General features: G+C 64.0%; 15 protein-coding genes. All 15 read right to left on the bottom strand.

Features of this window, described 5'->3' with window-relative positions; genetic code table 11:
• Positions 1 to 5: 5 nt before the first annotated feature.
• Entirely contained in the window at positions 6 to 191 is a 186-nt protein-coding gene (gene rpmC, locus LRK53_RS06410; protein WP_027493637.1) for a 50S ribosomal protein L29, read from the bottom strand.
• Positions 191 to 604 (bottom strand): 50S ribosomal protein L16, encoded by a 414-nt coding sequence (rplP, locus tag LRK53_RS06405; RefSeq protein WP_027493636.1) that lies wholly within the window; start codon positions 602 to 604, stop codon positions 191 to 193. The genes rpmC and rplP overlap by 1 nt, the downstream gene beginning before the upstream one ends.
• A gap of 11 nt (positions 605 to 615) precedes the next feature.
• On the bottom strand, positions 616 to 1,371 hold the full coding sequence (gene rpsC, locus LRK53_RS06400; RefSeq protein ID WP_027493635.1) for a 30S ribosomal protein S3: 756 nt from the start codon (positions 1,369 to 1,371) through the stop codon (positions 616 to 618).
• A 16-nt stretch (positions 1,372 to 1,387) separates the two neighbouring features.
• Positions 1,388 to 1,723 carry a 50S ribosomal protein L22 gene (rplV, locus tag LRK53_RS06395; protein ID WP_008435486.1) on the bottom strand — a complete coding sequence of 112 codons (336 nt, stop codon included), beginning with the start codon at positions 1,721 to 1,723 and terminating at the stop codon, positions 1,388 to 1,390.
• Positions 1,723 to 1,995: a 30S ribosomal protein S19 gene (gene rpsS / locus LRK53_RS06390; RefSeq protein ID WP_007513347.1), complete on the bottom strand. Its 273-nt coding sequence runs from the start codon at positions 1,993 to 1,995 to the stop codon at positions 1,723 to 1,725. The genes rplV and rpsS overlap by 1 nt, the downstream gene beginning before the upstream one ends.
• Positions 1,996 to 2,007: 12 nt before the next feature.
• Positions 2,008 to 2,832 carry a 50S ribosomal protein L2 gene (gene rplB / locus LRK53_RS06385; protein WP_008435487.1) on the bottom strand — a complete coding sequence of 275 codons (825 nt, stop codon included), beginning with the start codon at positions 2,830 to 2,832 and terminating at the stop codon, positions 2,008 to 2,010.
• A gap of 17 nt (positions 2,833 to 2,849) precedes the next feature.
• Complete coding sequence (gene rplW, locus LRK53_RS06380; protein ID WP_027493634.1) at positions 2,850 to 3,143, bottom strand: 50S ribosomal protein L23; 294 nt, start codon at positions 3,141 to 3,143, stop codon at positions 2,850 to 2,852.
• Positions 3,140 to 3,742: a 50S ribosomal protein L4 gene (gene rplD, locus LRK53_RS06375; protein WP_027493633.1), complete on the bottom strand. Its 603-nt coding sequence runs from the start codon at positions 3,740 to 3,742 to the stop codon at positions 3,140 to 3,142. Before rplD ends, rplW begins: the two co-directional genes overlap by 4 nt.
• A gap of 11 nt (positions 3,743 to 3,753) precedes the next feature.
• The gene (gene rplC, locus LRK53_RS06370; protein ID WP_027493632.1) at positions 3,754 to 4,395 is read right to left on the bottom strand and encodes a 50S ribosomal protein L3; all 642 of its coding nucleotides are present in this window, start codon (positions 4,393 to 4,395) and stop codon (positions 3,754 to 3,756) included.
• A 20-nt stretch (positions 4,396 to 4,415) separates the two neighbouring features.
• Positions 4,416 to 4,727 (bottom strand): 30S ribosomal protein S10, encoded by a 312-nt coding sequence (gene rpsJ, locus LRK53_RS06365; RefSeq protein ID WP_007082173.1) that lies wholly within the window; start codon positions 4,725 to 4,727, stop codon positions 4,416 to 4,418.
• A 520-nt stretch (positions 4,728 to 5,247) separates the two neighbouring features.
• Positions 5,248 to 6,438: an elongation factor Tu gene (gene tuf, locus LRK53_RS06360; protein WP_235642569.1), complete on the bottom strand. Its 1,191-nt coding sequence runs from the start codon at positions 6,436 to 6,438 to the stop codon at positions 5,248 to 5,250.
• Positions 6,439 to 6,559: 121 nt separating this feature from the next.
• Positions 6,560 to 8,689 carry an elongation factor G gene (fusA, locus tag LRK53_RS06355; RefSeq protein ID WP_027491696.1) on the bottom strand — a complete coding sequence of 710 codons (2,130 nt, stop codon included), beginning with the start codon at positions 8,687 to 8,689 and terminating at the stop codon, positions 6,560 to 6,562.
• Between the two features lie 183 nt (positions 8,690 to 8,872).
• Entirely contained in the window at positions 8,873 to 9,340 is a 468-nt protein-coding gene (gene rpsG / locus LRK53_RS06350; protein ID WP_027491697.1) for a 30S ribosomal protein S7, read from the bottom strand.
• 69 nt (positions 9,341 to 9,409) lie between these two features.
• Positions 9,410 to 9,784 carry a 30S ribosomal protein S12 gene (gene rpsL, locus LRK53_RS06345; protein ID WP_007083021.1) on the bottom strand — a complete coding sequence of 125 codons (375 nt, stop codon included), beginning with the start codon at positions 9,782 to 9,784 and terminating at the stop codon, positions 9,410 to 9,412.
• Between the two features lie 177 nt (positions 9,785 to 9,961).
• A complete protein-coding gene (gene rpoC / locus LRK53_RS06340) occupies positions 9,962 to 14,176 on the bottom strand; it encodes a DNA-directed RNA polymerase subunit beta' (protein WP_027491698.1) in 4,215 nt (1,404 codons plus the stop codon).
• Positions 14,177 to 14,192: the final 16 nt, after the last annotated feature.

Here is a 14,192-nt window from a genome sequence, read left to right as displayed (position 1 = left end):
GTCCCTTACTTCTTGCCGCCGAGCACGAACTTCGTGCGGGCGATGTCACGCCGAACGCGGCGGAGCTGGTGCGGCTGAGTGAGCTGGCCGGAACCCTTTTGCATGCGCAGGTTGAACTGCTCCTTGCGCAGGTCCAGCAGATGCTGCTGCAGCTCTTCGGCCGACTGGTTGTTGATATCTTTGATGGCCATCACATCACCGCCCGGGTCACGAACTGGGTCTGCACCGAGAGCTTGGCAGCCGCCAGGCGGAACGCCTCGCGCGCCGTCGACTCGTCGACGCCCTCGATTTCATAGAGCATGCGACCGGGCTGGACCGGGGCGACCCAGAACTCGACGTTGCCCTTGCCCGCGCCCATGCGGACTTCGATCGGCTTCTTGGTGATCGGCTTGTCCGGGAATACGCGGATCCACAGCTTGCCGCCACGCTTGACGAAGCGGGTGATGCAACGACGGGCCGCCTCGATCTGCCGCGCGGTGAGTGCGCCGTGCGTAGTCGCCTTCAGGCCGTACTCGCCGAAGCTGACGAGGTTGGAACACTGGGCCAGACCGTCGTTGCGGCCCTTGAACTGTTTGCGGTATTTGGTTCGCTTGGGTTGCAACATGGCAACTCTCCTTACTTCGCCGACCGTTCGCGACGGCCTTCGCCGTCACGACGCGGTTCACGATCACGACGGCCTTCGCCACCCTCGCGGCGCGAGGGCGCCGGCGACTCGTCTTTCGACTCCTGACCGATCTGGGACAGGTCGAAGATCTCGCCCTTGTTGACCCACACCTTGATGCCGATGATGCCGTAGGTGGTACTCGCCTCGGCAAAGCCGTAGTCAATGTCGGCGCGCAGCGTGTGCAGCGGCACGCGGCCCTCGCGGGCCCACTCGGAGCGGGCGATCTCGGCGCCGTTCAGGCGGCCGGATACGTTAATCTTGATGCCCAGCGCACCCAGGCGCATCGCGTTGCCGACCGAGCGCTTCATCGCGCGGCGGAACATGATGCGGCGCTCCAGCTGCTGTGCGATCGACTCGGCCACCAGCTGTGCGTCCAGCTCGGGCTTGCGCACTTCATTGACGTTGATGTGCGTCGGCACGCCCATCATGTCGCTGACTTCCTTGCGCAGCTTCTCGATGTCCTCGCCCTTCTTGCCGATCACCACGCCCGGACGGGCGGTGTGAATCGTCACGCGCGCGGTCTTGGCCGGGCGCTCGATCTGGATCTTCGAGATGCCGGCGGCAGCCAGCTTCTTCTTCAGCATGTCGCGGACCTTGATGTCGGCCACGAGATACTTGGCGTAATCGCCCTTGTTGGCGAACCACTTCGAGTTCCAGTCCTTGGCAATGCCGAGGCGGATACCGGTGGGATGAACTTTGTGACCCATCGTCTTGTGTCCCCGGTCAGTTACCAACAACCACAGTGATGTGGCTGGTGCGCTTGAGAATGCGCGAACCGCGGCCTTTGGCGCGGGCATACATGCGCTTCATCGCCGGACCTTCATCGACGAAGATGCTGGCCACCTTCAGCTCGTCGACATCCGCGCCGAGATTGTTCTCGGCGTTGGCGACGGCCGACAGCAGCACCTTGCGGACAAGGTGAGCGGCCTTCTTGTTGGTGTAGTTGAGCACGTCGCTGGCCCGGCCCACGGGAAGACCGCGGACCAGATCAGCCACCAGGCGTGCCTTTTGCGCCGAGATGCGGGCGCCGCGCAGGATCGCTTTGGCTTCAGTGCTCATCACTTGCCCTTCTTGTCGCCGACATGGCCCTTGAACGTACGGGTCACCGCGAACTCGCCGAGCTTGTGCCCGACCATGTTCTCGTTGATCAGGACGGGCACGTGCTGACGGCCGTTGTGGATGGCGATGGTCAAGCCGACCATTTCCGGCAGGATCATCGAGCGGCGCGACCAGGTCTTGATCGGGCGCTTGTTGTGGGCGGAAACCGCAGCTTCCACCTTCTTCGCGAGGTGAAGGTCGACGAACGGACCTTTCTTCAGAGAACGCGGCATGTCGGCTTCCTGTTACTTGGTACGACGACGCACGATGAACTGCTGCGTGCGCTTGTTGTTGCGGGTCTTGTAACCCTTGGCCGGCGTGCCCCACGGGCTGACCGGATGACGACCGCCAGAAGTCTTGCCTTCACCACCACCGTGCGGATGGTCGACCGGGTTCATCACCACGCCGCGAACGGTCGGGCGAATGCCCACCCAGCGCTTGGCGCCGGCCTTGCCCAGCTTCTTCAGGCTGTGCTCGCCGTTGCCGACTTCGCCGATGGTGGCGCGGCAATCGACCGAGACGCGGCGCATCTCGCCGGAGCGCAGGCGCAGCGTGGCGTAGCCGGACTCGCGGGCAACCAGCTGCACCGAGGCGCCGGCGCTGCGGGCGATCTGCGCACCCTTGCCGGGGCGCAGCTCGATGCAGTGGATCGTGCTGCCCATCGGGATGTTGCGCAGCTGCAGGCAATTGCCGGCCTTGATCGGCGCGTCGCGGCCGGACACCAGGCGATCGTCTACCTGCACGCCCTTCGGTGCGATGATGTAGCGGCGCTCGCCATCGGCGTAGCACAGCAGCGCGATGTGCGCGGTACGGTTCGGATCGTACTCGATGCGCTCGACGCGGGCGGCGATGCCTTCCTTGTCGCGCTTGAAGTCGATGATGCGGTAGTGCTGCTTGTGACCGCCGCCGCGATGACGCGTGGTGATGCGACCGTGGTGGTTGCGACCGCCGGTCTTGGACTGCGATTCGGTCAACGCCGCGTACGGCGCGCCCTTGTGCAGGCCTTCCGTGCGGACGCTCACCGCGTCACGGCGGCCCGGCGAGGTCGGCTTGTGGTTGATTAGTGCCATCTCACAGAACTCCTGGCTCAGGCCTTGGCGGACACGTCGATGGTCTGGCCATCGGCAAGACGCACATAGGCCTTGCGCTTGCCCTGGCGGCTGCCAGCGCGGAAACGGAAGGACTTGACCTTGCCCTTGGTGTTGACGAGGTTCACCCGCTCGACCTTGACGTCGAACATTTTCTCCACGGCATCGCGGACATCAGCCTTGGTTGCGGTCGGGGCGACCACGAATACGTACTGGTTGTGCTCGCCAAGGCGCGCCGACTTCTCGGAAATGTGCGGTGCGCGCAGCGTGTCGAGAATGCGTTCGTTGTTCATGCCAGCCACTCCTCGACCTTCTTCACGGCGTCGACCGTCATCACCACGTGGTCGGAACCGACCAGGCTGACGGGGTTCAGCGCCATCACGTCCAGCACATGGATATACGGAATGTTGCGCGCGGCCAGGAACAACGCCTCGGAGGCGTCCTCCGATACCAGCAACACGCGGCCGGAAACCTCCAGCTCGGCCAGCTTGGCCACCATCGCGGAGGTCTTCGGCGTATCGACACCGAAGTTCTCGACGATCTTCAGGCGACCCTGGCGGGCCAGCTCGGAGAAGATCGAGCGGATCGCGACGCGGTAGGCCTTGCGGTTGACCTTCTGCTCGTAGCTGCGCGGCTTGGCGGCGAACGTGACACCACCGCCGACGAAAATCGGCGCACGGTAGTCACCGTGACGGGCGCCGCCGCCCTTCTGCTTCTTGAACTTCTTGGTGGTGCCGGACATCTCGCCGCGCGACAGCTGCGCCTTGGTACCGGCGCGACCGGCCGCCTGGTAGGCAACCACCACCTGGTGAACCAGGGCCTTCTTGTACTCGCCGCCGAACACTTCGTCCGACACGCTGAGCGGCTTGGCGCCAATGACATTCAATTCCATGGCGACTCTCCTCAACCCTTGGTCGTCGGACGAATGATGACGTCGCCGCCGGTTGCACCCGGCACCGCGCCCTTCACGGCGATCAGATGACGCTCGGCGTCGACCTTGACCACTTCCAGGCCCTGCGCCGAGCGGCGCACGGCACCCATGTGACCGGCCATCTTCTTGCCCGGAAACACGCGACCCGGCGTCTGGCGCTGGCCGATGGAGCCCGGCGCGCGATGCGACAGCGAGTTGCCGTGGGTGGCGTCACCCATCTTGAAGTTCCAGCGCTTGATTGTGCCCTGGAAGCCCTTTCCCTTCGACACGCCGGCGACATCGACGATCTGGCCGACGGAGAACACGTCGTCCGCCTTGATCTCGGTGCCCACGCTGTACTTGCCGAGATCCTCGGCAGCCACGCGGAACTCCCACAGGCCGCGACCCGGCTCAACCTTGGCCTTCGCGTAATGGCCCTTCAGCGGCTGCGTCAGCAGGTTCGCGCGCTTGCTGCCCGCGGAAACCTGGACGGCGCTGTAGCCATCGTTCTCATCCGTCTTCAGCTGGGTCACGCGGTTCGGCGTCGCTTCAATCAGCGTCACCGGAATCGAGCGGCCATCCTCAGTGAAGAGTCGGCTCATGCCGCATTTGCGGCCAACCAATCCGATACTCATCTTCGTATCCTGTCTGTCGCTCAGCCGAGCTTGATCTGAACATCGACGCCAGCGGCGAGATCAAGCTTCATGAGCGCGTCCACGGTCTTGTCGTTCGGGTCGACGATGTCGAGCACGCGCTTGTGAGTACGGGTCTCGTACTGGTCGCGTGCATCCTTGTCGACGTGCGGCGACGTCAGAATGGTGTAACGCTCGATCTTGGTCGGGAGCGGGATCGGGCCGAGTACCGTGGCACCCGTGCGCTTTGCCGTCTCGACGATCTCGCTGGCCGAGCGGTCGATCAGCCGGTGATCGTACGCCTTCAGCCGAATCCGAATCTTCTGGTTCGCCATAACCGTGTCCTGTTGTCGAAAGAACGCTCTGTAAATAACGAGGAGGCTTCTCGCCACCGCGCACTACCCTTTGCCACTACCACCTGGGGCCGCCAACCCGCCGCTGCCCCTTTGAAAAACACCAGGCGAGCCGCAATCCGCTCGCCTGGCACAATCGGAATCTCGCGCAAAACGACGTGTCACCGGGCTGATCCCGCGATCACGTCGACTTGCGAAGGCCGTTCCCCGGCCGGCGAACTCGAAGCACATCCTGCGCCTCATTTCGCGGTTGGTCGTCCAGAAACTGATCTGTCCGACAAGTGAGCTGCGAAGTATACCGGTAAATCTTGAATTAGTGAAGGGGTGCGCAATCGCCGTAACTTGCTCCCCTTCCTGGCGTGATCCGACCTTCCGGTCGGATCAACGGCGGGAGTTATCCCGGCAGCGTATGGTTCCGTTCGCCCCGTGACCTTTACTTCAGCCATCCTCCCTGATGGCAAAGATCAAACCGGCATCCATGCCGGACTTCTCACAAGAGCTATTACTTGATGACCTTGGCCACCACGCCGGCGCCGACAGTGCGGCCGCCTTCGCGGATGGCGAAACGCAGGCCTTCGTCCATCGCGATCGGGTGGATCAGGCTCACCACCATCTTCACGTTGTCGCCCGGCATCACCATTTCCACGCCTTCCGGCAGCGTCACCGCACCGGTCACGTCGGTCGTGCGGAAGTAGAACTGCGGACGGTAGCCCTTGAAGAACGGCGTATGACGGCCACCCTCGTCCTTCGACAGCACATATACCTCCGCCTCGAAGTCGGTGTGCGGGGTGATCGTGCCCGGCTTGGCCAGCACCTGGCCACGCTCCACGTCGTCACGCTTCAGACCGCGCAGCAGCAGACCGGCGTTATCACCCGCCTGACCCTGGTCCAGCAGCTTGCGGAACATCTCCACGCCGGTGACGGTCGTCTTCTGCGTGTCGCGGATGCCGACCACTTCGATTTCGTCGCCCACCTTGATCACGCCGCGCTCGATACGACCGGTCACCACGGTACCGCGGCCCGAGATCGAGAACACGTCTTCCACCGGCATCAGGAACGGCTTGTCGATCGCACGCACCGGCTCCGGGATGTAGCTGTCCAGCGCGTCCACCAGCTTGATGATCGCCGGCACGCCGATCTCGCTCTGATCACCTTCCAGCGCCTTCAGCGCCGAACCGTGGATGATCGGCGTGTCGTCGCCCGGGAAGTCGTACTTGCTCAGCAGCTCGCGCACTTCCATCTCGACCAGCTCGAGCAACTCGGCGTCGTCGACCATGTCCGCCTTGTTCAGGAACACCACGATGTACGGCACGCCCACCTGGCGCGACAGCAGGATGTGCTCGCGCGTCTGCGGCATCGGACCGTCCGCCGCCGAGCACACCAGGATCGCGCCGTCCATCTGCGCCGCACCCGTGATCATGTTCTTCACGTAGTCCGCATGGCCCGGGCAGTCCACGTGCGCGTAGTGCCGCTTCGGCGACTCGTATTCCACGTGTGCCGTCGAGATCGTGATGCCGCGCGCCTTCTCTTCCGGCGCCGCGTCGATCGCGCTGTAATCCTTGAACTCGCCACCGAAGCGCTCCGCACCGACCTTCGTCAGCGCCGCCGTCAGCGTCGTCTTGCCGTGATCCACGTGACCAATCGTGCCGACGTTCACGTGCGGCTTGGTGCGTTCGAATTTACCCTTTGCCATGACTCAGACCTCTGAGAGAACTTATTTGATGATGCGCCACGAATGGCCGCTTCTTTTGAAAGTGCGGCCATGAATGGCCGCTTCCTGATCCTTGTCGTTGCGATCAGGAAGATCGAGCAAGTCACGCCTTCTTCATGACCTGCTCGGCGATGTTGCTCGGCGCCTCGGCGTAGTGGTCGAACTCCATTGTGAAAGTGGCGCGACCCTGGGTCAGCGAACGGATCGTGGTCGCGTAACCGAACATCTCGCCCAGCGGCACGAACGCGTCGATGGTCTTGCCTGACGGCGTATCTTCCTGGCCACGCAGGATGCCGCGGCGACGGCTCATGTCGCCCATCACGTCACCCACGTAGTCCTCCGGCGTCACCACCTCGACCTTCATGATCGGTTCGAGCAGCACCGGCGAAGCCTTGGCGAAGCCCTGCTTGAACGCCATCGAGGCGGCCAGCTTGAACGCCATTTCGGACGAGTCGACGTCGTGGTAGGAGCCGAACACCAGCTTCACCTTGACGCCCACCACCGGGAAGCCCGCCAGCGGACCGCTGGTGATGGTTTCGCGCAGGCCCTTTTCGACCGAGGGGATGAACTCCTTCGGGATCACGCCGCCGGTGATGTCGTTGATGAACAGGAAGTCGTCCTTGATCATCGAAGCAAGCTTCTCGTCGGCGCGGTCGGCGTCGCTGATCGGCGACATCTCGATCACCACGTGGCCGTACTGGCCCTTGCCGCCGGACTGCTTGGCGTGCTTGTAGTCGGACTTCACATCGCTGCTGCGGATCGTCTCGCGGTAGGCCACCTGCGGCTTGCCGACATTGGCCTCGACGTTGAACTCGCGCCGCATGCGATCGACCAGGATGTCCAGGTGCAGCTCACCCATGCCCGAGATGATGGTCTGACCCGACTCCTCGTCCGTACGCACGCGGAACGACGGATCCTCAGCGGCCAGACGGCCGAGCGCGATGCCCATCTTTTCCTGGTCGGACTTGGTCTTCGGCTCGACCGCCATCGAGATCACCGGCTCCGGGAACGTCATGCGCTCCAGAGTGATGATGTGATCCTGCGCGCACAGCGTGTCACCCGTCGTCACGTCCTTCAGGCCGACCGCAGCGGCGATGTCGCCCGCGCGGACTTCCTTCAGCTCCTGACGATCGTTCGCGTGCATCTGCAGGATGCGACCGATGCGCTCTTTCTTCGACTTCACCGGGTTGTAGACGGCATCGCCGGCATTCAGCACGCCCGAGTAGACGCGGAAGAAGGTCAGCGAACCGACGAACGGATCCGTCATGATCTTGAACGCAAGCGCGGAGAACGGCACGGCGTCGTCCGCCTTGCGGGTCGCCTCGTGCTCGTTCTCGTCCATGCCGGCCACCGGCGGACGGTCGACCGGCGACGGCAGCAGGTACACCACCGCGTCCAGCATCGCCTGCACGCCCTTGTTCTTGAACGCAGTGCCGCAGTAGACCGGGATGATTTCGCTAGCCAGCGTGCGCTGGCGCAGGCCTGCGATAATCTCGTCCTCGCTGAGGGAACCCTCCTCGAGGTACTTGTTCATCAGCTCTTCGGTGGCTTCGGCCGCAGACTCGACCATGAAGCTGTGCGCCTCGTCAGCCTTGTCCTTGAGGTTCGCCGGAATGTCCTGGTAGTCGAACTTCATGCCCTGGGACGCCATGTCCCAGGTGATCGACTTCATCTTCAGCAGGTCGACCACGCCCTCGAAGCCGTCCTCGGCACCGATCGGCACCACCATCGGCACCGGGTGCGCGCCCAGACGCGACTTCAGTTGACCCACCACCTTGTCGAAGTTGGCGCCGGTGCGGTCCATCTTGTTGACGAACGCGAGGCGCGGCACCTTGTACTTGTTGGCCTGGCGCCATACGGTCTCCGACTGCGGCTGCACGCCGCCGACCGCGCACAACACGAACACCGCGCCGTCGAGCACGCGCAGCGAACGCTCCACCTCGATGGTGAAGTCCACGTGTCCCGGGGTGTCGATGATGTTGAAGCGGTGCTGCTCCATCGAACCATCCATGCCCTTCCAGAACGCCGTGGTGGCGGCGGAAGTGATGGTGATGCCGCGCTCCTGCTCCTGCTCCATCCAGTCCATCGTGGCCGCACCGTCGTGCACCTCGCCAATCTTGTGCGAGACGCCGGTGTAGAACAGGATGCGCTCCGTGGTCGTAGTCTTGCCCGCATCGATGTGGGCCATGATGCCGAAGTTGCGGTAGCGCTCGATAGGAGTGGTGCGTGCCATGGATGTATACCTTTGCCGGGCTACCCTGCCCTGATTAGCGCGACCATCCGGGCCGCGTTCCGTTTGAGAATCCGCCCGATATGGCGGAATGCCCTTGCCGCCATCTGGTGTGGCCCGGGCCGAGTTCCGCCAAGTGTGGCGGAATGCCCTTGGCCGTCAGGACGACGGCCAAGGCAACGCCGCTTACCAGCGGTAGTGCGAGAAGGCCTTGTTGGCCTCGGCCATGCGATGCGTTTCCTCGCGCTTCTTGGCGGCGCCGCCGCGGCTTTCCGAAGCCTCCAGCAACTCGGCAGCCAGCTTGCGCGGCATCGAGGTCTCGCCGCGCTTGCGGGCGGCATCGATGACCCAGCGCATGGCCAGCGCCATGCGGCGACCCGGGCGCACCTCGACCGGTACCTGGTAGGTGGCGCCGCCGACGCGGCGGGATTTCACCTCGACCGCCGGAGCAATATTGTTCAGCGCCTTCTCGACCAGGGCTACCGGCTCGGCGTTCTTCTCGCCGATTTGCTGCAGCGCGCCGTAGACGATGCTTTCGGCGACCGACTTCTTGCCGCTCTTCATCACCATGTTGATGAAGCGGGCGATCAGTTGGCTGCCGTGCTTGGGATCGGGCAAAACCAGACGGGCGGGATGTGAACCTTTACGCGACATGTTTGTTGTCCGTTATTTTGGCGGACATTCCTGCCCGCTTGAAAAGCGGCCAGCAAAGGCCGCATGACATTATTTCTTCGGGCGCTTGGCGCCGTACTTCGAGCGCGACTGGCGGCGCTTGGTGACGCCGGCGCAGTCGAGGCTGCCACGCACCGTGTGATAACGCACACCCGGCAGGTCCTTGACGCGACCGCCGCGGATCAGCACCACCGAGTGCTCCTGCAGGTTGTGGCCTTCGCCACCGATGTAGCTGATGACCTCGAAACCGTTGGTCAGGCGCACCTTGGCAACCTTGCGCAGGGCCGAGTTCGGCTTCTTCGGAGTGGTCGTGTAAACGCGCGTGCAGACGCCGCGACGCTGCGGGCTGCTCTGCAGGGCGGGCGACCCACTCTTGTAGGTCTTCGGGCTGCGGTTTTTGCGCACCAACTGGTTGACTGTCGTCATGCGAAGCTGTTCCTGAAAACATAAAGGCAGCCCGAATAAGCTCGGTCTGCCAAGAAGCGGGAATTTAACATGAGCGGCCCACTCTAGGCAAGCCAATGCTCAGTCGTCCTGGACCCGAACACGAGGTGCGTCCGTGCACCTCATTTCGTATGTCAGCGAGCAACACCCCGTACAGGTTTACTCGACACCGTTTGCACCGCCGGCTGGAGCCTCCGCAAACGAGACTGCAGGCGTGGAACCAGAAAGGGTTTCCAGCTCCGTGGCGGTCAAACCGCCCTGGCGACGACGCGATGCGTGGTACGCCAGACCCGTGCCTGCCGGAATAAGACGGCCGACAATAACATTTTCCTTCAGGCCACGCAAGGTGTCGCGCGTGCCACGAACCGCCGCCTCGGTCAGAACGCGGGTGGTCTCCTGGAACGAGGCCGCCGAGATGAACGATTCGGTCGCCAGCGACGCCTTGGTGATGCCCAGCAGCACCGACTGGTATTCCGCGGGACGCTCACCCTTGGCGAGCGCACGCTCGTTCTCGCCGTTGATCCGCACGCGCTCGACCTGCTCGCCGCGCAGATAATGGCTTTCGCCCGGCTCGACGATCTCGACCTTGCGCAGCATCTGGCGAATGATCGCCTCGATGTGCTTGTCGTTGATCTTCACGCCCTGCAGGCGGTACACGTCCTGGATTTCCTTGACCAAGTACGTAGCCAGCGGCTCCACGCCGAGCAGGCGCAGGATGTCATGCGGACTCGGCTCGCCGTCGACGACGGTTTCGCCCTTCTCCACGTGCTCGCCCTCGAACACGATGACCTGGCGCCACTTTGGAATCAGCTCCTCGTGCTCGTTGCCGTCGACGTCCTTGATGATCAGACGCTGCTTGCCCTTGGTGTCCTTGCCGAAGCTGATGATGCCGGAGCGCTCGGCGAGGATCGCCGGTTCCTTCGGCTTGCGTGCCTCGAACAGGTCGGCGACACGCGGCAGACCACCGGTGATGTCGCGGGTCTTGGAGGTTTCCTGCGGGATACGCGCGACCACGTCGCCCACGCCCACTTCGGCACCGTTCTGGATCGACACGATCGCACCGGCCGGCAGGAAATACTGCGCGGCGATGTCGGTACCCGGCAGCTTGAGCTCCCGGCCCTTGGCGTCTTCCAGGCGCACGATCGGACGCAGGTCCTTCGCCTGCGCGCCACGACGCTTCGGATCGGTGACCACCGCCGACTCCAGGCCGGTCAGCTCGTCGGTCTGGCTCTGCACGGTGACGCCATCGAGGAAATCGATGAAGCGCACCACACCGGCCACCTCGGTGACGATCGGATGGGTATGCGGATCCCAGTTCGCCACGGTCTGGCCCGGCTTGACCGGCGCGCCGTCCTTGACCGCGATGACGGCGCCGTACGGCACCTTGTAACGCTCGCGCTCGCGGCCGCTGGCGTCGATCACGCTCAGCTCGCCCGAACGCGACACCGCCACCAGGTGGCCCTGCTTGTGCTGCACCGATTTCAGGTTGTTGAACTTCAGCGAGCCGGTGGTCTTCACCGTCACGTTGTCCACCGCCGCCGCACGCGAAGCCGCGCCGCCGATGTGGAACGTACGCATGGTCAGCTGGGTGCCCGGTTCGCCGATCGACTGCGCGGCGACCACGCCCACGGCCTCGCCCATGTTGACCAGGTGGCCACGGGCCAGATCGCGGCCGTAGCACAGCTTGCACACGCCGTGGACGGCTTCGCAGGTGATCGGCGAACGCACCTTGATGATCTGCACGCCGGCCTTGTCGAGCTTCTCGACCAGGGCTTCGTTGAGCAGCGTGTCGCGGGTGACGATCGGGCGGTCGTCGTCGCCGGGGGCGTAGACATCCTCGACCACCACACGGCCGAGCACGCGGTCACGCAACGGCTCGACCACATCGCCGCCTTCGACGATCGGCTGCATGGTGACGCCGTCCTCGGTGCCGCAGTCGTCCATGGTGACGACCACGTCCTGCGCCACGTCGACCAGGCGGCGGGTCAGGTAACCGGAGTTGGCGGTCTTCAGCGCGGTATCCGCCAGGCCCTTGCGGGCGCCGTGGGTCGAGTTGAAGTACTGCAGCACGTTCAGGCCTTCGCGGAAGTTGGCCTTGATCGGCGTCTCGATGATCGAGCCGTCCGGACGCGCCATCAGGCCGCGCATGCCGGCCAGCTGGCGGATCTGCGCCACCGAGCCACGCGCGCCGGAGTCGGCCATGATGTACAGCGAGTTCATCGACTTCTGGCTGACCATCTTGCCTTCGGCATCGACCACCTTCTCGGTGCCGATGCCGTCGATCATCGCCTTGGCTACCTGCTCGCTGGTGCGCGACCAGATGTCGACCACCTTGTTGTAGCGCTCGCCGGCGGTGACCAGACCCGACTGGTATTGCTGCTGGATCTCGACGACCTCCTTCTCGGCCTCGTCGAGGATGGTCTTCTTCTCGTTCGGGATCAGCATGTCGTCGATGCCGATCGAGATGCCCGCGCGCGTGGCGAACCGGTAGCCGGTGTACATCAGCTTGTCGGCGAACACCACAGTTTCCTTCAGGCCCAGCAGGCGATAGCTGGAGTTGATCAGCCGTGAGATGTTCTTCTTGGTCAGCTCGGTGTTGGCCAGCTCGAACGGCAGGCCCTCCGGCAGGATCTCGGCGAGCAGCGCACGGCCCACGGTGGTCTCGACCAGCCGGGTTTCGCTGCTGCGCGTACCGTCTTCGGCAATGTGCACCAGCTTCAGGCGCACCTTGACCTTGGCATGCAGCTCGACCGCACGGTTGTCGTAGGCGCGGCGCGCTTCCGAGACGCCGGAGAACACCATGCCCGTGCCCTTGGCGTTGATCAGCTCGCGGGTCATGTAGTACAGGCCCAGCACCACGTCCTGGGTCGGCACGATGATCGGCTCGCCGTTGGCGGGCGACAGGATGTTGTTGGACGACATCATCAGCGTGCGCGCTTCCAGCTGCGCCTCGATCGACAACGGCACGTGCACGGCCATCTGGTCGCCGTCGAAGTCCGCGTTGAACGCGGTGCAGACCAGCGGGTGCAGCTGGATCGCCTTGCCTTCGATCAGCTTCGGCTCGAACGCCTGGATGCCGAGGCGGTGCAGGGTCGGCGCGCGGTTCAGCAGCACCGGATGTTCGCGGATCACCTCTTCGAGGATGTCCCACACCTGGCCTTCCTCGCGCTCGACCAGCTTCTTCGCCGCCTTGATGGTGGTGGCTTCGCCACGTGCCTGCAGCTTGGCGAAGATGAACGGCTTGAACAGCTCCAGCGCCATCTTCTTGGGCAGGCCACACTGGTGCAGGCGCAGCGTCGGGCCGACCACGATCACCGAACGGCCGGAGTAGTCCACACGCTTGCCGAGCAGGTTCTGGCGGAAGCGGCCCTGCTTGCCCTTGATCATGTCGGCCAGCGACTTCAGCGCGCGCTTGTTGGTGCCGGTGATGGCACGGCCGCGGCGGCCGTTGTCGAGCAGCGCGTCGACCGATTCCTGCAGCATGCGCTTCTCGTTGCGCACGATGATGTCGGGCGCATTGAGTTCGAGCAGCCGCTTGAGGCGGTTGTTGCGGTTGATGACGCGACGGTACAGGTCATTCAGGTCGGAGGTGGCGAAGCGACCACCGTCCAGCGGCACCAGCGGACGCAGGTCCGGCGGCAGCACGGGCAGCACGGTCAGCACCATCCACTCCGGCTTGTTGCCGGACTCCAGGAACGCCTCGATCAGCTTGACGCGCTTGGTGAGGCGCTTGAGCTTGGTCTCGGAATTGGTGGAGGCGATCTCTTCCTTCAGGCGGATGACTTCGCCCGGCAGATCAAGCGACTTCAGCAGGTGAAACACCGCCTCGGCACCCATCCGCGCGTCGAACTCGTCGCCGTGCTCCTCGGTCGCTTCCAGATACTGATCCTCGCTGAGCAGCTGGCCGCGCTCCAGCGCGGTCATGCCCGGATCGATCACCACGAAGGCCTCGAAGTACAGGATGCGCTCGATGTCGCGCAGGGTCATGTCCAGCATCAGGCCGATGCGCGAGGGCAGCGATTTCAGGAACCAGATGTGCGCGGTCGGGCTGGCCAGCTCGATGTGGCCCATGCGCTCGCGGCGCACCTTGGCCAGGGTCACTTCCGTGCCGCACTTCTCGCACACCACGCCGCGGTGCTTCATGCGCTTGTACTTGCCGCACAGGCACTCGTAGTCCTTCACCGGGCCGAAGATGGCGGCGCAGAACAGACCGTCGCGCTCGGGCTTGAAGGTGCGGTAGTTGATCGTCTCCGGTTTCTTCACTTCGCCGTACGACCACGAGCGGATCAGCTCCGGCGAGGCGAGCGCGATCTTGATCGCGTCGAAATCCGGCGTCGTGCGCTGCTGGTTGAAGAGGTTGAGCAAGTCTTTCATTTGAATCTCCGAAAGA

The organism is Rhodanobacter thiooxydans, from assembly GCF_021545845.1.
In the GTDB taxonomy this organism is placed as follows: Bacteria; Pseudomonadota; Gammaproteobacteria; order Xanthomonadales; family Rhodanobacteraceae; genus Rhodanobacter.
Note: the sequence above shows the minus strand (reverse complement) of the source record. Positions and strands in the feature narration are given on the sequence as shown.